Source organism: Chryseobacterium sp. OV279 (genome assembly GCF_900128945.1).
GTDB lineage: Bacteria > Bacteroidota > Bacteroidia > Flavobacteriales > Weeksellaceae > Chryseobacterium.
Map to the genome: position 1 here is coordinate 327,740 of NZ_FQUD01000003.1, position 19,234 is coordinate 346,973.

At 39.1% G+C, this 19,234-nt stretch carries 16 protein-coding genes; 9 read left to right on the top strand and 7 right to left on the bottom strand.

Annotated features, from left to right (window positions below; all coding sequences use genetic code 11):
- Window positions 1–9: 9 nt before the first annotated feature.
- The 3 genes from BUA72_RS13860 (at window position 10) to BUA72_RS13870 (ending at window position 4,721) form a co-directional block, all read left to right on the top strand.
- On the top strand, window positions 10–2,232 hold the full coding sequence (locus tag BUA72_RS13860) for a glycoside hydrolase family 3 N-terminal domain-containing protein (RefSeq protein WP_072923419.1): 2,223 nt from the start codon (window positions 10–12) through the stop codon (window positions 2,230–2,232).
- Between the two features lie 196 nt (window positions 2,233–2,428).
- Window positions 2,429–3,238: a glycoside hydrolase family 16 protein gene (locus tag BUA72_RS13865; protein WP_072923421.1), complete on the top strand. Its 810-nt coding sequence runs from the start codon at window positions 2,429–2,431 to the stop codon at window positions 3,236–3,238.
- 43 nt (window positions 3,239–3,281) lie between these two features.
- Window positions 3,282–4,721: a glycoside hydrolase family 30 protein gene (locus BUA72_RS13870; RefSeq protein ID WP_072923422.1), complete on the top strand. Its 1,440-nt coding sequence runs from the start codon at window positions 3,282–3,284 to the stop codon at window positions 4,719–4,721.
- Here the strand turns inward: BUA72_RS13870 and BUA72_RS13875 are convergent.
- The 3 genes from BUA72_RS13875 to BUA72_RS13885 all read right to left on the bottom strand — a co-directional run bounded on the left by BUA72_RS13875 (window position 4,711) and on the right by BUA72_RS13885 (window position 6,626).
- Window positions 4,711–4,905, bottom strand: a complete 195-nt coding sequence (locus tag BUA72_RS13875) for a hypothetical protein (RefSeq protein WP_072923423.1) — start codon at window positions 4,903–4,905, stop codon at window positions 4,711–4,713. The two genes, BUA72_RS13870 and BUA72_RS13875, sit on opposite strands and share 11 nt — an antisense overlap.
- 494 nt (window positions 4,906–5,399) lie before the next feature.
- Entirely contained in the window at window positions 5,400–6,206 is an 807-nt protein-coding gene (locus BUA72_RS13880; RefSeq protein ID WP_047453483.1) for an enoyl-ACP reductase FabI, read from the bottom strand.
- Between the two features lie 120 nt (window positions 6,207–6,326).
- Window positions 6,327–6,626, bottom strand: a complete 300-nt coding sequence (locus tag BUA72_RS13885) for a hypothetical protein (RefSeq protein ID WP_072923424.1) — start codon at window positions 6,624–6,626, stop codon at window positions 6,327–6,329.
- Window positions 6,627–6,764: 138 nt separating this feature from the next.
- On the opposite strand from BUA72_RS13885, the gene BUA72_RS13890 reads away from it, so the two are divergent.
- Together BUA72_RS13890 and BUA72_RS13895 are read left to right on the top strand one after the other, a co-directional pair.
- Window positions 6,765–7,322 (top strand): DNA-3-methyladenine glycosylase I, encoded by a 558-nt coding sequence (locus BUA72_RS13890; RefSeq protein WP_072923425.1) that lies wholly within the window; start codon window positions 6,765–6,767, stop codon window positions 7,320–7,322.
- A gap of 268 nt (window positions 7,323–7,590) precedes the next feature.
- Entirely contained in the window at window positions 7,591–8,967 is a 1,377-nt protein-coding gene (locus tag BUA72_RS13895; RefSeq protein WP_072923426.1) for a hypothetical protein, read from the top strand.
- A gap of 125 nt (window positions 8,968–9,092) precedes the next feature.
- On the opposite strand, the gene BUA72_RS13900 is transcribed toward BUA72_RS13895, so the two are convergent.
- Entirely contained in the window at window positions 9,093–9,974 is an 882-nt protein-coding gene (locus tag BUA72_RS13900; RefSeq protein ID WP_072923427.1) for a LysR family transcriptional regulator, read from the bottom strand.
- A 104-nt stretch (window positions 9,975–10,078) separates the two neighbouring features.
- Between BUA72_RS13900 and BUA72_RS13905 the strand changes: the two genes are divergently transcribed.
- The 4 genes from BUA72_RS13905 (at window position 10,079) to BUA72_RS13920 (ending at window position 16,816) form a co-directional block, all read left to right on the top strand.
- Entirely contained in the window at window positions 10,079–11,218 is a 1,140-nt protein-coding gene (locus BUA72_RS13905) for an efflux RND transporter periplasmic adaptor subunit (protein ID WP_072923429.1), read from the top strand.
- 3 nt (window positions 11,219–11,221) lie between these two features.
- Window positions 11,222–14,377 carry an efflux RND transporter permease subunit gene (locus tag BUA72_RS13910; RefSeq protein WP_072923431.1) on the top strand — a complete coding sequence of 1,052 codons (3,156 nt, stop codon included), beginning with the start codon at window positions 11,222–11,224 and terminating at the stop codon, window positions 14,375–14,377.
- Entirely contained in the window at window positions 14,370–15,803 is a 1,434-nt protein-coding gene (locus BUA72_RS13915; RefSeq protein WP_072923432.1) for a TolC family protein, read from the top strand. Before BUA72_RS13910 ends, BUA72_RS13915 begins: the two co-directional genes overlap by 8 nt.
- 254 nt (window positions 15,804–16,057) lie before the next feature.
- Window positions 16,058–16,816, top strand: coding sequence for a Rossmann-fold NAD(P)-binding domain-containing protein (locus BUA72_RS13920; RefSeq protein WP_072923434.1), 759 nt, complete (start codon window positions 16,058–16,060; stop codon window positions 16,814–16,816).
- A 20-nt stretch (window positions 16,817–16,836) separates the two neighbouring features.
- Here the strand turns inward: BUA72_RS13920 and BUA72_RS13925 are convergent, their stop codons facing one another.
- The 3 genes from BUA72_RS13925 to BUA72_RS13935 all read right to left on the bottom strand — a co-directional run bounded on the left by BUA72_RS13925 (window position 16,837) and on the right by BUA72_RS13935 (window position 18,842).
- Window positions 16,837–17,355, bottom strand: a complete 519-nt coding sequence (locus tag BUA72_RS13925; RefSeq protein ID WP_072923436.1) for a hypothetical protein — start codon at window positions 17,353–17,355, stop codon at window positions 16,837–16,839.
- 151 nt (window positions 17,356–17,506) lie between these two features.
- On the bottom strand, window positions 17,507–18,361 hold the full coding sequence (locus BUA72_RS13930) for a nucleoside phosphorylase (RefSeq protein WP_072923438.1): 855 nt from the start codon (window positions 18,359–18,361) through the stop codon (window positions 17,507–17,509).
- Between the two features lie 19 nt (window positions 18,362–18,380).
- Window positions 18,381–18,842 (bottom strand): hypothetical protein, encoded by a 462-nt coding sequence (locus tag BUA72_RS13935; RefSeq protein ID WP_034727631.1) that lies wholly within the window; start codon window positions 18,840–18,842, stop codon window positions 18,381–18,383.
- Between the last annotated feature and the right edge of the window lie 392 nt (window positions 18,843–19,234).

The window sequence follows — 19,234 nt, forward strand, 5'->3', positions numbered from 1 at the left end:
TATAATCGTATGAAAAAAGTATATCTCTTACTGGCCTGCTCAGCGCTGGGAATGAATGCTTACGGGCAGAAAACGGTTGACCAGAAAGTGGCTGAGCTGCTTTCTAAAATGACCCTGGAGGAAAAAGTAGGACAGATGGTCCAGTACAGCGGATTCGAATATGCTACAGGACCTCAGAAATCCAATTCTGCAGCCGTTTTGGAAGAAATAAAAAAAGGAAAAGTAGGCTCCATGCTGAACGTAGCCGGAGCAGACGAAACAAGAGCTTTCCAGAAGTTGGCTCAGCAATCCAGACTGAAAATTCCTTTACTGTTCGGGCAGGATGTCATTCACGGATACAGAACGACTTTTCCTGTCAACTTAGGTCAGGCAGCAAGCTGGGATCTGGGAATGATAGAAAAGTCAGAAAGAATTGCAGCGACAGAAGCCTCGGCATATGGTATCCACTGGACTTTTGCACCCATGGTGGATGTTGCCAGAGATCCGAGATGGGGAAGAGTAATGGAAGGTTCCGGAGAAGACACCTATCTGGGAACACAGATTGGCTTAGCCCGAATCAAAGGATTTCAGGGAAAAGGTTTGGGAAGTCTTGATGCGGTGATGGCCTGTGCTAAGCATTTCGCAGCTTATGGTGCAGCAGTCGGAGGAAGAGACTATAATTCTGTGGATATGAGTTTAAGACAGCTGCATGAAATCTATTTACCGCCATTCAAAGCAGCTGCGAATGCTGGAGTAGCGACATTCATGAATTCATTCAACGATATTAACGGAATTCCTGCCACAGCCAATCAATATATTCAAAGAGAACTGTTAAAAGGACATTGGAATTATAAAGGTTTTGTGGTTTCAGACTGGGGAAGTATCGGGGAAATGATACCTCACGGATATGCCAAAGATGCTAACGAAGCCGCCGAAAGAGCCATTCTGGGCGGAAGCGACATGGATATGGAAAGCCGTGTCTATATGACGGAACTTCCTAAATTGGTGAAGGAAGGAAAAGTAGACGCAAAATGGGTAGATGATGCAGCAGGCAGGATTTTAGCCAAAAAATTCGAGATGGGATTGTTCGACGATCCTTACAGATTCAGCAGCGAAAAAAGACAGAAAGAGCAGACCGATAATCAGGAAAACAGAAAATTCGGAAGAGAATTCGGTTCTAAAAGTATTGTTCTTCTTAAAAACCAGGGAAATATTCTTCCACTTTCAAAAACAGCGAAGACGGTTGCTCTGATCGGACCTTTCGGAAAAGAAACGGTAGCTAATCACGGATTCTGGTCGATTGCATTTAAAGATGACAATCAAAGAATTGTTTCTCAGTTTGAGGGAATTAAAAATCAACTGGATAAAAATTCTACCTTGTTATATGCAAAAGGCTGTAATGTTGATGATCAGGACCGATCTATGTTTGCAGAAGCAATAGAAACTGCGAAAAAAGCAGATGTCGTGATTATGACATTGGGTGAAGGTCATGCCATGAGCGGTGAAGCAAAAAGCAGAAGCAGCATTGGTTTTACAGGAGTTCAGGAAGATCTGCTTAAAGAAATCGCGAAGACTGGAAAACCAATCGTTTTAATGATCAATGCCGGAAGACCTCTGATCTTCAACTGGGCAGCGGATCATATTCCGGCTATAACCTATAATTGGTGGCTGGGAACTGAAGCTGGGAATTCTATTGCTGATGTTCTGTTCGGAGCTGTGAATCCCGGTGGAAAAATTCCAATGAGCTTCCCGAGAACAGAAGGGCAGATTCCGGTGTATTACAATCATTACAATACCGGAAGACCGGCCAAAAACAATACAGACAGAAATTACGTTTCCGCATACATTGATCTTGATAATGATCCTAAATTTCCTTTTGGTTACGGTTTAAGCTATACGGATTTTAAATATTCGGATATGGTTTTAAGTCCTGCAAATCTTAAAGGAAATCAGACATTAAATATCAGCGTGACGGTTTCCAATACCGGAAAATATGACGGTGAAGAAGTGGTACAGCTGTATATCAGAGATCTTTTCGGAAAAGTCGTGAGACCTGTGAAAGAATTAAAAGGATTTCAGAAGGTATTCATTAAAAAAGGAGAAAGCCAAAAAGTAGATTTCAAACTGACTCCGGAAGATTTGAAATTCTTCGATGATCAATTAAATTTTGACTGGGAAAGCGGTGAATTCGACATCATGGTCGGAACCGATTCTCAAAACGTACAGACAAAAAGAATCATTTGGACAAAATAAAATATTCAATAGAAGTGGGCTTTAGCCCGCTTTGACGGAAAATATTAGAAATTATCAACAATAAAACCGTAAGAAATTCAAAGAAAAGAATTCATCAGAATACCAAATATATTCAATAGAAGCGGGCTTTAGCCCGCTTAATTTAACGCAACAAAAAAGAAAACGGCTTCAGCCAAACCTAAATATTGCTGCATCAATGAAAATCAAACTCCAACATATCATTCAACTTTTCGCAACGGGATTAATCTTATTTTCCATAACAAACTGTGTTTCCAACAAAATACATCCCGGGAAGAAGCTGATATGGAGTGATGAATTTAACGGAAAAGGTCTTCCGGATTCATTGAAATGGAATTATGATGTAGGAGGAGACGGCTATGGAAACCAGGAAGCTCAGTTTTATACCAAAAACAGACTTGAAAATGCCAGAATGGAGGGTGGAAATCTTGTTATTGAGGCCCGGAAAGAAAACTGGGAAAAGAATCAATATACATCCGCAAGACTTTTAACCAAAGGAAAATTCTCGTTTCATTATGGAACAGTAGAAGTCCGGGCAAAACTTCCCAAAGGACGTGGAACCTGGCCTGCCATCTGGATGATGAGTGAAAAGATGAAGGAATGGCCGGATGACGGTGAACTGGATATTATGGAACATGTGGGTTTCAATCAGGGGTTTGTACATGCTTCGGTTCACACCAAAAAGTATAACCATATTCAGGGGACGCAGAAAACGGATACTTTGGTGGTGAAAGATATAAGTAAAAACTTTCACGTCTATAAAGCGGATTGGACACCGGAAAAGATTGATGTCTATATCGACGGACAGAAGTTTTTCACCTATGAAAACGAAGAGAAGACTTATGAAGCATGGCCTTTTGATCAGCCTTATTTTATGATTTTAAATCTGGCGGTCGGTGGCTTCTGGGGCGGAAAAGAAGGAATTGATGATAATATTTTTCCACAAAAATATTATATAGATTATGTAAGAGTTTATCAAAATAAATAATGAAGCGAGGGCGGTAAAGTCCAAAAACAGAAAGAAAAAGATTATGAAGAAACTAATTGTAAGCTGTTTGGCGGTAGGTGCATTTGTAAATGCCAATGCGCAGAACTACTGGAAGAAAAATGCAGGGAAAACAGCGAAAGTGATTTTAACCAATTCCAAAACCAACGAAAAGATGGCGGATAAAGGAACGGTTAAATTTGAAAAATTCGGGCAACCTAAAGAAACAGATGCCTGTATCTTTGTGGATCCGGATTTTAAATACCAGAAACTGATTGGAATAGGCGGTGCCATTACTGACGCATCTGCCGAAACCTTTTATAAAATGCCGAAGAACAAGCAGAAAGAAATTCTGGAAGCTTACTTTGGGAAAAACGGACTGGGTTATACGGTTGTCCGTACCAACATGAATTCATGCGACTTCTCCAGTGATTCTTATACTTATGTGGAAGACAATGATATGGCTTTAAAGACCTTCAATGTTGCCCATGACGAAAAGTATAAGATCCCGATGATCAAAGAAGCTCAGAAAGCGATCGGGAAAGATTTCACTTTTTACTTCTCTCCATGGAGTCCACCGGCATGGATGAAATCTAATAAAAGTCTGTACAAAGGAGGAAGACTGGAAAACCAGTATTACCAGACCTGGGCAGATTATTATATTAAATTCATCAAAGAATATGAAAAAAGAGGAATCAATATTTGGGGACTGACGGTACAGAATGAGCCGATGGCTACCCAAAGCTGGGAGTCATGTATCTATTCTGCGGAAGAAGAAGGTGAATTCCTTAAAAATAATTTAGGACCAACACTTTGGAAAAACGGTTATAAAGACAAAAAAGTAATGATCTGGGATCACAACAGAGACCTGATTTACCAGAGAGCAACAACGACTTTAAGCGATCCTGAAACTTCAAAATATGCCCACGGAATCGGGTACCACTGGTACGAAACCTGGAACAACAAAACACAGCTTTTTGATAATTTAGCAGAAACACAGAGAGCTTTTCCGGATAAATTCCTGGCGTTTACAGAAGGATGTAAAGAACAGTTCAAGATGTCCGGAATTTATGATGTAAGTCTGGGAGAATTGTATGGAAAAAATATGCTTAATGATTTCAACAAAGGAACCGCTTTATGGACCGACTGGAATGTATTGCTGGATGAAACCGGAGGACCCAACCATGTAGGAAACTTCTGTTTTGCACCGATCATTGCAGATACTAAGACGGGCGAAGTACATTATACCTATGAATACTATTATGTAGGTCATGTATCAAAATATATTAAGCCCAACGCTCAGCGTATCGGAAGTTCATCAAACAGAGCCGCTCTTACCTCCACCACTTTCATGAATGAAAACGGTCAGCTGGTCACTGTAATTATGAATGATTCCGAAAACGATATTGAAACCAACCTTTGGATCGAAGGAATGTCGGCTAAATTATCGGCACCGGCACACTCTATACAAACGGTTATTTTATAGATTTAATTGGCTGGAAGCTGGAAGCAGGAGGATGGAAGTTACTGTTGGGCAGATTATTTCTGCCGATCATCATTAAATGTGATGATGTAGCCCTTAGAATAGTAATAAAATTGTATTGCAGTTGTTTTTTCGGAGTCAGTAACTTCCATCTTCCAGCTTCTTTACTAAAGATTAATTTCTCCATATTAACATTATTTTAAATAGAACCGGCGGCCTCAAAGAGGCCGCCGGTTTTTTATAGCTATATTCAGATCAGTTATTCACCATATCTGTCGGTTACCTTATTAGTAAGAAACCTTCATTGTGGTAAAGATTCTACTAATAAAACTTCCAGATACCATTGGCCTAGGAAGCTGTAGCGTTAAGAAAATTAAAACTTGATCCGTTAAAAAATTCCCACTGTCTGAGTGCGGGCGAAATATTGAGCCGAAGCAGTAATGATTAATCCGCGCGAAACCTAACGAAGTGGTTCGACGAACGACGAGAGTCAATTTGGGAATTTTAGGAGCAAGTTTTAATTTTAGCGGAAGATTCCAGCCTTGAATTTTTGGTTCATTTTGTTTCAAGACAAAAGAACAATTTGAAAAATAAATAAACTTCTTCATATCAACATTATTTTAAACAGAACCGGCGGCCTCTTTGAGGCCGCCGGTTTATTTATAGCTATATTCAGATCAGTTATTCACCATATCTGTCGATTACCTTCTGAGTAACTCCTGTATTGCTGAAACCTCCGTCGTGGAAAAGATTCTGCATGGTTACTTTTTGAGTAAGATCAGAGAATAGGGTTACGCAATAGTTGGCACAGTCAAGCGCTGTAGCATTTCCTAGTGGAGACATTTCTTCGGCAAAACCTAAGAAACCACCGAAACCTTTCACGCCACTTCCTGCTGTAGTAGGAGTAGGAGACTGGGAAATGGTATTGACACGTACTTTTCTTTCACCCCAATAGTATCCGAATGTTCTTGCGATGCTTTCTAAATATGATTTATTGTCAGACATATCATTGTAATCAGGGAATGTTCTCTGAGCTGCAATATATGTAAGTGCTAAAATGCTTCCCCACTCATTCATGCAGTCTTTTTCGTAAGCTACACGCATTACTTTATGGAAAGAAACGGATGAAATATCCCAGCCTTTTTCCAACCAGTCGTAGTTCATTTCAGTATAATGCTTTCCTTTTCTTACATTTACGGACATGCCTATTGAATGAAGGATAAAATCTATTTTACCAAATTTGGCAATAGCCGCATCAAAAAGTTTTTCAAGATCTTCTATAGAAGTAGCATCTGCAGCGATCACCTCAGAACCTGTTTTTTCTGCTAAACCGTTAAGTTCTCCCATTCTCAAAGCAATCGGAGCATTGGACAGGATAAATTCAGCACCTTCTTCATGACATCTTTCTGCAACTTTCCACGCGATAGATTGCTCATTAAGGGCTCCAAAAATAATTCCCTTTTTGCCTTTAAGTAGACCGTATGACATAATTTTTTAATGTTTATTTAAATACAAATGTAACAATAATTTGTGTTTGCGACATAATAAAAATGGAGCCTTATCAATTTAAGACTCCATTTTTTTGAAAATATTTATATGACTGAAATTTTAATTCGTTTTCTTATTCCATTCTGCTTTTACATCTTCCGCTGCATCTTTTGTATTTTCCCATGCATCATTGGCTTTATCTTTAATATCATCCCATGTATCAGAAAAATTATTTTTCACCTTATCTAGCCAGTCTTCCTGAGTAGCTTCCTGATCGCTGTTTCTTTTTTCATTGATATAATCCTTTGCTTTATCTGCAAGATCTTCAATTTTCCACTTTGCATTGTCTGCTGCATTCTTTAAAGAGTTTTCTGTGTTGTTTACTGCATCTTCCGCTTTGTTGTATTCTGAATTGTTCATAATATGTAATATTTTATTGTTGTGTACCAGTAATTAAACAAGAACCATTCCTAAAAACCGCGGTCACTGTTAAAATTTTCTTAATCTTTTGTTATACTTTTCTAAATCAGTACTAACTTTAATTAAAATTGAACGGCTATGGAAAAAATACGTTGCGGCTGGTGCGAAAAAGATGACCTCTACCGGAAATACCATGATGATGAGTGGGGAAGACCTGTGTATGATGATGACACTATCTTTGAATTTCTAATCCTTGAAAGTTTTCAGGCGGGATTGAGCTGGTACACCATTCTTTCTAAAAGGGGAAATTTCAGAAAAGCTTTCGATGATTTTGATTACAGAAAAATCGCTCTTTATAATGAAGATAAAATTGAAGAGCTTATGAACGACTCCGGAATTATAAGAAACCGGCTTAAAATTAAGGCTACAGTAACTAATGCACAGAAGTTTCAGGAGGTACAGAAAGATTTTGGAAGTTTTTCAGCATACATTTGGGGCTTTGTAGAAGGAAAACCGCAGGACCATAAACCTAAGGCTTTATCTGATGTTCCGGCTACGACAGAAATTTCCGATCTTCTCGCAAAAGATCTTAAGAAAAGAGGTTTCAAATTTATGGGATCTACTGTGGTTTATGCCCATATGCAGGCAACCGGAATGGTTAATGATCACATAGAAAGTTGTTTCACTAGAAAGTAATGAATTCTATTTTATTCATTTTTTGGTGATCTTTTTTATAAATACTATAATTAAATGTCTTGAAATTAAAATGTTAAAAGCTGCTCAACAACTATAGAAAGGGAATTAATGTTGAGTTAATGTTGGAAAATGTTTCATTTAAAAGTGATTAAATGGTGGTTTACTCACTGATAAGTGTATTTATTATGGATTTAATAAAAAATATGGCATTTTGTTAAAAATTTGTATATTTGCACCCTCGAAAAATAAACGATCAGTAATAACCGTGATGCAAAACAAATTTAAACTTCAGCTCATTTCTCTTTTTTCATTCTTTACAATTTTAATTCACGCACAGGTGGGGATTGGAACTCCTAATCCGGATCCTTCAGCCATGCTACAGATCAATTCAAAGAATAAAGGAATGCTGCTTCCAAGTGTTGCCCTTGCATCATCTACAGATCAGACGACCATTCCAAATCCTGCTGAAGGACTGATTGTCTGGAACAATGGATCAGGAAGCCTTGCCGATACCGGATTCTATTACTGGAGCAAATCCAAATGGAATATGCTTTCTACAAATGCTGGAAATGGCGGAAACGGAACCAGCGGTGGTGTGACTCCATTAGCCGTTTGGAACAACTCGGCGACCAATAGTGGAAACTCCGGTGGCGTAAATACCAATTTATCTTTAGGAACCAATACCTCAGATGACCTTGTCTTTAAAGTAAATTCTACATCAGTAGGAAGACTGGGGGTCAATAACTCTATAAGTTTCGGAACAGCAGCCAATGCGGCACAAAATGGTATTGCACTGGGGAATTCCAGCAGCGCTTACCAGGGAATTGCCATCGGAACCAATACTTCAGTGACTGCTAATGAATCTGTTGCATTGGGAGCGAATTCTAAAATTTCAGGATATCAGTCAACGGCGGTAGGTTTTAATGCCAAAGTAACTGTAAACGAGGCTACAGCAATAGGAAATAATGCTGACGCATCAGGTTTTCAGTCGATTGCAGTAGGATATAATGCTAAAACAACGACCAACGATGCAACGGCTTTAGGGAAAAACTCTACAGGATCCGGTTTTCAGTCGACGGCAGTGGGATACAATGCAAAAACAACCTCTAACAGCGAAACAGCGGTAGGATATAATACGGTAACCAATAATCAGAATTCAACAGCAGTAGGATCGGGAGCGAATGCTTTAGGACAATATTCCACCGCGGTAGGTTACGGAGCTGTAACTTCACAGGCTAATGCTATCATTATCGGAAATAATAATGCTAATGTAGGAATTGGTACGGGAACACCGAATACTTCTGCTAAATTGGATGTCAACGGCCCATATAAACTCGGAGAAAAGGGGAGTGTACAGAAAAATCAGATCAGCTTTGAAGCGTGGCCATCGGTTTCCGTGAACAATGTATCTCCTGGAAAATCTGTCACTCTGGAGATTCCTATTCCTTCCAATATGCAGCCCGGTTCTACAAGAGCAGCGATTGTCGTTTCTCCTGCAGGTGATTTTGCGGGCAATACTTCTTTCTCCATTTCAAACCCAAGAATGACCTCTACATCAAGTGTGATCATTAATCTGACCAATATCTCCGGAAATGCGGAAAGCTTATATTCGGGACATTTTTATGTGATGATTAATGAATTCTAATAGGTCAATTGTGAATTTTGCTTCGCAAGTGAATGGTGAAGGATAGATTTAAGAACCAAGAACCAAGATGCAAGACATCAGATGCCAGATATTCCCTAATCCCTGCTCCCTAAACTCTAATCCCTTTAACCCAAAATCTCCTGAATCATCTCAATCTGTTCCGAAGTAACTACATTTTTATTATAAGCCAGATACAGTTTACTGGAAGTGTTTTTTAAATTTTTACAAATCTGTTTTACTTTGTTTTGGCGAAGGTGTTCCCCGGCAATATAATCCGGAACGATACCCAGACCATTCCCCACAGCCAAGGTATTAATCAATGCATGAAAGTCCGGAATAATAAGGTTGGGCTTGATATTAGGCCGCTTTTTAAAGTTTTCCTGCCAGAAATTTTTGATCAGAACCAAATCGCTGCTGTATGCATACCAGTTTTGTTTTAGAAGCCATTGTTCAATTTCATGTTCTGAAGCAGAAGGTATATGTTCAAGTGCGCTGGTGTCCACTGTAGAACTCGCAACCAGAATTTCTTCTGCGGTAAGAATTTCCTCATAACAGATATTTTTTTCATGCCCACAATAATCACTGATCAGAAAATTAAGGTTGCCCTGCATCAGATTATCTCTCAAAACAGGCAGATCATCAAATTCAAAAACCAGATTAGCTCGTGCTGATGCAACTTTAGATGCCAGTTTAATATTGTAGTAATATTGGGAAACCCCTATACACGTAAGAGGAATATCCGAATCCCGCGTATACCGGAATTCAGATTCCAGGCGTTCCAGTCCTTCGAGAGGGCCTATCAATTGGGCGTAGAATAGTTTTCCATAGTCTGTAGGAACCATTCGTCTTGGTTTTCTTTCAAAAAGTTTTTTACCGATATGCGCTTCCAGAAATGAAAGATGTTGGCTGACGTTTGGCTGCGAGATCAAGAGTATTTTGGAAGCCTGCGTCAGGGTTCCTGTTTCATAGATCGCCTTAAATGTTCTGTACCATTCCAGATTTACCATGGTTCAAATGTATAAATTTATTTATATATAAGTATAATTTAACCTATTTATTTTATAGATAAAGGTGTGCTAATTTTGCCCTGTTAAAAATTAAAACAGTTGTAATGGGTATAATTAAACATTTTTGTGGGACACATAAGATTTATCTCGGAGGTATATTGATGCTTTCATTCGTCGTGTCTGCCTGTGCTCAGAAAGAGGAGAAAGGTAAGGAAGGAATACCTTCTATCCCGATCGTTCAGATCCGTAAAGAGAACTATCAGACCGAAGAGCATTTTCCAGGAGTCGTATCTGGTGTTAATAATGTGGAGGTAAGACCTCAGGTCTCAGGTTACCTCGACCGTATTTTGGTGGATGAAGGTGCGTATGTGAAAAAAGGGCAGTTGCTTTTTGTGATTCAGGAAAAGACGTATCAGGAAACCTTTCAGTCTGCGGTTGCTTCCAAAGAAATGTCGCAGTCTGCTTTAAAGAAAGCGCAGATAGAATATGACCGTATTGCCCGGCTGGAACAGGCAAACGTACTTTCTGAAGTTCAGCTGAAAACAGTAAAGCAGGAACTGGACTATGCCATAGCAGCTGTCAGAAAAGCAGAAGCTAACGAAAAACTGGCGTCTGTTAACAGAGGCTTTACACGTATCACAGCACCCGTAAATGGCTATATAGGAAGATTACCTTATAAAAAAGGAGCTTTGGTAGGTGGAAGTGAAACGGAACCACTGACTGTTTTATCCGATATTTCGGATGTTCATGTTTACTTTTCAATGAGTGAGGCTGATTTTCTCCGTTTTAAGAAACGCTATAACGGGGCAAGTATTGAGGACAAAATAAAAGAAATCCCACCTGTAAAGCTTGAACTTCCTGATCAGTCCTTATTTCCCGAAACCGGAAAAATAGACCTGATACTGGGTCAGTTCGACAGGCAGACGGCTTCCATCTCTTTCAGAGCAACCTTCAGAAATCCGGGTAGCCTGCTTCGTTCAGGCAATACAGGCCGTGTAATCATTCCTAAAAATTATCAGAACATCATCAAAGTTCCGCAATCGGCCACTTTCAAGATTCAGGATAAGACCATGCTTTATCTTATGGGAAAAGATCGTACGGTACATTTAGCACCTATACAGATTGTAGATAAGGATACTCACAATTATTTGGTTTCGGGTGGACTGAATGTGGGCAACAGGATTGTTTCCAAAGGGGCAGACCGATTGAAAGAAGGGCAGCGTATTAATCCAGTAAATGAATAAACAATGTTAAAAAATATAATTAAAAGACCGGTCACAGCAACGGTGATTGCATTTCTTATGGTTATCCTGGGAGTGCTGGCTATGATCAGACTTCCCATGGAAACCTTTCCGGAGATTGCACCGCCATCCGTAGTGGTAAGTGCAAGATATCCTGGAGCGAACTCTGAAACGGTAGCCCGCTCTGTGGCTACACCATTGGAACAGGCCATTAATGGGGTAGAGAACATGATGTATATGACCTCATCCTCATCCAACGATGGGAATTTAAATATTACTGTTTTTTTTAAGTTGGGGACAGATCCCGATGAAGCTGCTGTAAATGTACAAAACAGGGTGGCCCAAGTGACCAGCCAGCTACCCAAAGAGGTAATCAATAACGGGATCAGTACGGCAAAACAGAATAACAGCATGATCATGATCATTGACTTTGAGAGTACCAATCCGAAGTATGATGCTACCTTTCTGAATAATTATGATCTCATCAATATTGTTCCGTATATCCAGAGAATTCCCGGAGTAGGTAAGGCTCAGGTTTTCGGAAGCAAAGACTATGCAATGCGTATCTGGCTGGATCCCGGTAAAATGGCGAACGCCAATATGGATGCCAAAGAAGTGCTGGCAGCTATTGATAATCAGAATATAGAAGCGGCTCCCGGTAAATTTGGCGAGGGAAGTGACCTTTCCTTTGAATACAGTATCAAATACGAGGGGAAATTCAATGATGTACAGCAGTATAAAGACATTGTAATCCGGGCAAATAGTGACGGAACAGTCTTACGGCTGGGTGATGTGGCTAAAGTGGAACTGGGTTCTCTGGATCATGCTTATGCAACAGCACAAACACTCAGCGGAAATCCGGGCACGGGAGTCGCTATTTTTCAGACTCCCGGATCGAATGCCAACGAAATCCAGAAAGAAATCCTCAAATTCATGGAAAAGGCAGAGAAAGACTTTCCTGAAGGGATTAAATATTACATCGCTTACAGTACCAAGAAATTTTTAGATGCGTCCATCAGTCAGGTGGAGAGTACTTTGATTGAGGCATTCATATTGGTTTTTCTGGTCGTTTTTATTTTTCTTCAGGACTTCAGGTCTACTTTAATCCCCGCTATTGCCGTTCCGGTTTCTATTATCGGGACATTTTTCTTCATGAGCATTTTTGGGTTTACCATCAACCTTCTCACCTTGTTTGCTATGGTTCTGGCTATTGGTATCGTAGTAGATGACGCAATTGTAGTGGTGGAAGCAGTCCACAGTAAGTTACATGGCAAAAATCAAAATGCGAAAACAGCAACGATTTCCGCGATGGGAGAAATTACAGGACCCATATTGTCCATTACCCTGATTATGGCTGCCGTATTTCTTCCGATTGGCCTTATAGAAGGACCGGTGGGAGTATTTTATAAACAGTTTGCCTTTACTCTGGCTATTGCGATCGCGCTGTCAGCAGTCAATGCCTTAACACTTAGTCCTGCGCTTTGTGCACTTCTTTTAAAAGAGCATTATCATAATCCTGACGAAAATAAGAAAGGTCTCCAGAAGTTTTTTTACCTTTTCAATATAGGTTTTGATGCTGCCACCAAAAAATACAAGAAAGCCATTTATTTTTTGATTAAACGCAAATGGTTTGCTATAGCCGGTCTGGTTGTTGTGAGTGGAGCTGCTGTTTTTCTGGCAAAAAATACTCCGAAAGCATTTATTCCGACAGAAGATCAAAGTCTGGTAATGACTGCATTCAGCCTTACGCCGGGAACTTCACTGGAGCGAACGAAGGAAGTAACTTCGCAGCTCAGCGGGAAACTCGGCAAAATAGACGGGATGTATTACAATGCAATGGTTAACGGTAACAACCTTTTGGCCGGGACTGCTTCTCCTTCTTATGCTGCATCATATTCAATTCTGAAACAGCCCAAAGACAGGAAGGTGAATCATGATATCAATGTGATCATGGATTCCATACGCTATCATTTTGATCAGTTGCCAGAAGGGAAATCGCTTACTTTTTCTATGCCTACCGTACCCGGTTTTGGAAACGTGGATGCATTGGATGTAGTGCTTAAAGATAATACGGGAGGAGATATTCAGAAATTTGCTACTATCACTGATGATTTTTTAAAAACCCTTGAACAACGAAAAGAAATTGCATCTGCATTTACTTCCTATAATGCTAAATTCCCGCAATACATGCTTGACGTGGATGCTGTAAAAGCTAAGCAGTTGGGCGTTGAGGTAAAGGATGTCATGGAAACGATGCAGGCTTATTTCGGTGGAACTTTCACTTCGGATTTCAACCGCTTTGGTAAATATTACCGTGTGGTAGTTCAGGCGGAATCTAATTTCCGTCAGGATGAAAAATCATTGAAGGAGGTATTTACCAAGAACGCATCCGGCGAGATGGTACCCTTGCAGTCGATCATCAGTTTAAGACAGGTTTTCGGCCCGGAACAGGTTACCCATTTGAATCAGGCTACCTCCATTAATCTGAATGTTCAGGCTGCAAAAGGATATTCTTCAGGGGATGCAATGAATGCCATTAACGAAGTGGCAGAGAAACTTCCGTCCGGATTTACCCATGAATATATTGGTATGGCTAAAGAAGAGAGCGAATCAGGTAACCAAACCGTGGTTGTATTTATCCTTTGTATTGTTTTTGTGTATTTTCTTTTGGCCGCGCAGTACGAGAGTTATATTCTTCCTTTTTCTGTTATTCTGTCGCTTCCTCCAGGTATTTTAGGTGTTTTCGGTTTCATCAATATCATGCAGGTAAGCAATAATATCTATGTTCAGATTGGAATGATCATGCTGATAGGTCTTTTGGCGAAAAATGCGATCCTTATTGTAGAGTTTGCTCTTCAGCGGAGACATTCCGGATGCTCTTTGGTAGAAGCTGCCATGCAGGGAGCGGCATCCAGATTACGTCCTATCCTGATGACTTCTTTTGCTTTCATTGCAGGACTGCTTCCGCTGTTATTTTCGGGTGGAGCAACCAAACAGGGGAATCTTTCCATTGCATCAAGTACGATTGGGGGAATGTTTATCGGTGTGATGCTGGGGATATTTATTATTCCGGTACTGTTTGTCATATTCCAGTATCTCCATGAAAAATTATTCGGTTTAAAACATATTGATAAAACTCAAATTTCAACAGATCATGAATAAAATAGCCACTATTTACATTGTTCTCCTGATTTCTGTCTCGCTTATGATGACCTCCTGTGCTGTAACGAAAGAGGATTACAAGAAAAGACTTGACATTGAGGACCGTTATAAAAATACACTTCAGGAAAATGCCACTGGCCAGAAAAAAGCAAAAGCTCCGAAAGCATGGGAAGATTTCTTTACAGATGATTCGCTGCGTTATGTGATCAAGGAAGTACTGGCCAATAATCTGGATCTGAATATGGCCCGTCAGTCCCTGAACATTTATAAAGAATACCAGAAAGAGGCTAATTTTGCAGGCCTGCCTCATGTCAATGTGCTTCTAGGCGGGAAGCTTGATTACTTTTCAGATAACGGTCTGTACGGAAAAAACGGAACCAAGCTGCAAACAGTGCTTGGTTCCCGAAAGATAGAAGATTATGCTGCCACGATTAATGTAGGATGGGAAGTGGACCTGTATGGAAAAACTAAAAACAAAAAGCAGATTGCGTTGTACAACCGGTTAAAATCTGAAATGCAGCTGAAGGAATTACAGACTCAGCTGGTGGCTTCCGCAGCGCAGACTTACAGCTATATTCAGATGCTGAATAACCAACTCCTCATCACCCGAAATAATCTGCAGCTCAGTCAAAATATAGCCAGAATGATGAATGTGCAGTACCTGAATGGAAACGTAACCAAACTGGCTGTACAGCAATCTGAAAGACAGTCTCATTTTGTAGCGGCTCAGATTCCTGATCTGGTAAGTGTTGTTCATATCCATGAAAACTATCTCAGTCGTTTAATGGGAAAGAATCCAAAACCGCTGGAATTTATTTCTAAAAAGGACATCATTGACCGTCAGTCTGTTGTATTGGGAGTTCCTGCAGACCTTCTGTCCAGACGACCGGATCTGAAAGGCAAGGAATACGAAGTGGAGATTGCATACGCTGAGCTTGGAATAGCCAAAACCAATCTTTATCCATCATTTAACATTACTGCAAATCAAGGATTGAATAGTATGCGAGTAAGTGACTGGTTCAATCCGGCTTCGTTTCTTTCCCAGTTTGTAGGTCAGCTTGCACAGCCTTTATTTAATCAGCGTCGTAACAAGACAGCCGTTAATATAAAGAAAATTAATATTGAAAAGAAAATTTTAGATTTCAAAAACACGTATTTGATTGCTGTTAATCAGGTTTCAGATGCACTTGTTAAAATAGAGCAGATCAGGGAAAAGCAGAAAGTACTGGATGAAGAAAATAAAGTACTTCAACAGTCTTTAAAGTACGCCCAGCTTTTATTCACCAACGGATCTGCGTTATATTTTGAAGTGTTAACCGTACAGCAAAACCTGCTGCAAAATGAATTGCAGACTGCAGAATCGCAGGGTGATCTCAATACATCCTTCATTCAGCTTTATAAAGCGCTTGGAGAAAATACGCAGTGATTGGGAAGGAATTCTTAAAGTCAAACTGTTAATTCAGAGTGAAATAATAAACCGGTGTTGTAGGCACCGGTTTTTATAATTAATTAGAGTGATAGTATTCATTTTTCATTAATCTGGTTATGACCTTTTAAATACAGGTAGAAGAAAAAATTGCCAACTCCATAAATTGATTTAATTTTGTTGAATGTCTATTCCGGTTTCTTCTTAAGCATGGAAGAAAAGGTTTAGATCATTAATGCAGATTCTTGAAATATATGAAGAAAATAGGAATTATAGGCTTCGGCTGGCTGGGATCCAGAATTGTCGCTTCCATGTCGGGCAAATACCAGATATATACAACGGCAACAACAAATGATAAAGTTGCTGAAGTGTCTTCCAAAGGATTTAACACCACTCTCGCCAGCTTCCCTGATTTTCAGTTGGAGGAAAAAATCACACAGTGGAATGAAATCAAAGATATGGATGTCGTTATCATCACGATTCCGCTTTCCGGAAAAAGCTGCTGTGCAAGTTCTTTGTATAATAGAATTCAAAATTTATTATCGTTTATCGGTGATTTTCACGGACAGATGTTTGTGATGAGTTCTACCGGCGTATATCCGGATATTCCGGGTGAATATATCGAGGAAAGTCTTTCTTCAGATCAGGTTCAGGGAGAAAGAATGATTAAAAGCGCTTATCCACAGGTTAATATTTTGAGATTGGCTGGATTGATGGGGGATAACCGTCTCTTAAAAAACTATACGATTTCAAACCTAGAAGCTCCCGTGAATCATATTCATTATGAAGATATCTGTAATGTGATTGAAGTTATGATTGAAAAGGGATCAGAAGGAAAATTATACAATGTAGCCGCACCACAACACCCGTCAAAAGCTCAGGTGATCAATGCTCAGAAAAATCTGCCACCTGCTGAAGAAGTAATCAGTGAGGGGAAAATAATTTTATCTTCAAAACTGATCTCAGAGCTGGATTTTGTATTTAAACACCCCGATCCGACAACGTTTCATTAAGATTTATAAATAGTGAAGTTTTATTTGGTCTGCTGAATGGAATATATCCTGTTAGCATGAAAATAAGAATAAAATAAATCAGTATTGGCCAGCCAGTCAAAATTGAGCCCAAATTTTTTCTTGGATTCCGGAACATTCGCTTTGTTGTTTTTTGATAGCTCACTTTCATCAAATACGATACTGTTTTTGATGATTTTGCCGTCTGTTACCCGCATGAAATAATAATCAACCGGAATATCTGCCCACTCAGAATGATGCTCAATAATGAAATTTTCAATCTGATGGTCTTTTATCATTTTGAAAATATCAAGGTCACAATGGTCATTGTCACGGTCATAGATGTAATTTTCAAAATTATCCTTAGACTCTAAGTGCAGGATATAATCACTTAAGAGTTCAAAATCTTTTGCTTCACCCAACCCAAGATCACAGCAGGTATTGAAAGGAATAAAAGTAAAGCCATGCACTTTAAAGTGAACCACATCATTGTTCAGCTTAATATCTTTATCCGTTATAAGGCATGTAATGTCCTGACCCATGATATGTTTTGTTTAATATTTTCTCAGACGAATGTGATCAGCAGAGAATTCATTGAGATCATTCTTACACCAAAGTGGTCTTTAAAATTAAACCTTATAGGTTTTTAAAGCCTATAAGGTTTGAACTCCAGGTCTGAGGACCTAAAATGTTTTATTTAATAATTCTTTCCAATACCCAATCAATAAGGTTTTTCTCTGAAGCATGGTGATCTGCAGAGAATTCTCCACGTCTTCTGTTCGCAATAACGTTATTCACGGTAATCGCTTTGTGGCCTAATAATTTTGAAAGGGCATAGATCGCTGAGGTTTCCATTTCAAAGTTGGTTACGCCAAGATCATTCAATGTTTCTAAGAACTTGTCATCAAGTGCCTTTAAACGAAGCTGTCTTCCCTGTGGAGCATAGAATCCCGGGAAAGTAGCCGTATTACCGTGGTATTTGGCATCTTTGTAATATGCTCCCATTTCCTCTGCCCAATCTGAGAAATAAAGCATCGGTTTGATTTTTTCATACGGGAATTTTTCTGTGAAGTTTTTAGAAAATTCATTCTCAAAGCTGTAATCCTGGTAGAAATGCATCAGTCCGTCCAGACCTACCACATTCTTGGTTACCAGCATATTATCTACCTGTACATCAGGGTTTACACTTCCACACGTTCCCATACGGAAAAGTTCAAGGGATTTGTGCTCAGTTTTGAATTCTTTATTTTGAAGATCAATATTCACCAAAGCATCAAGCTCATTCATCACGATATCGATGTTTTCAGTTCCGATACCTGTAGACATTACGGTAATTCTTTCTCCACGCAAAGTTCCCGTGTGGGTATAGAATTCTCTTTTATTTTTTTTAATCTCTACTTTGTCAAAATATTTTGAAACTTTTGCTACTCTGTCCGGATCTCCCACAAGGATGATCTTATCAGCAATATCTTCAGGCAAAAGATTTAAGTGGTATACACTTCCGTCATCATTCAGCACCAGCTCTGAGGCAGCAAGTTTGTTTAGCATAATTTATATTTTTTGTTTTTTAATTAATGAAAATAGCGTCTTTGTAAGGTGATCCGGCAAGGTCATAGATCGTATCATATTCCTCTACGATTCTTTTCTGTCCCTGGAATATTTCATAGACGGTGATAATGGTTTTTTCAAAGTTGTTCGGATCTTTTCGCTGAGAAGTGATCTCGTAAAACTTATCTCCCTTTTTCATGACAGACACCATTTCTTCTTTAGTAGAATTGTTGGAAGTCATCATTCCAGGAAAATCCATCACAATGTCTTTAAGGTCAGTATAATTTTTATAAGGTTTTGTCACTCCGTTTGAATACACATAAACATTAGGGACCGGTTTATCTTCTTCCAGACGGATCAGATAATAGTCGTTCCCTTTCTTCTCTGCATAAACGGCCATTTCTTTGTTTTTCTTTTTCTGTGAAAAGGCAAGAACTGAAAGGAAACTCGCCGCAACAGCGAATAGTAATTTTGTTTTCATAATAATATTTTGTTTTTAATCTGCTGAAATGATGTTAAAAAAATCCTCGCCCAATATCTTTCGTCATCATTTTTTAAACCCGGCTTGAAGAAGTCATCCGTTCTTAAGTATAATGAATTTGATTTCGGGGTTTAAAATTAATAAAAATATTTCTATAAGAAACTGCTGTTTGTAGATTTTTACGCTTTAAAAATAGCTTTGTGAAATTTTAAATTAACCTGAATTCGGGATAAAATATTTTTTTTAGATTTTAGACATCAGATTTCAGAATGGGAGATTTGAGACTTTTTTCCGGAGATTTTAGCAGCTCATGGCATTTCGGAATGTAAGTTTTGTTATTTAAATCAGGAACTGCTTGTACACATCCATATACTGGATTTATTTCAAAACGT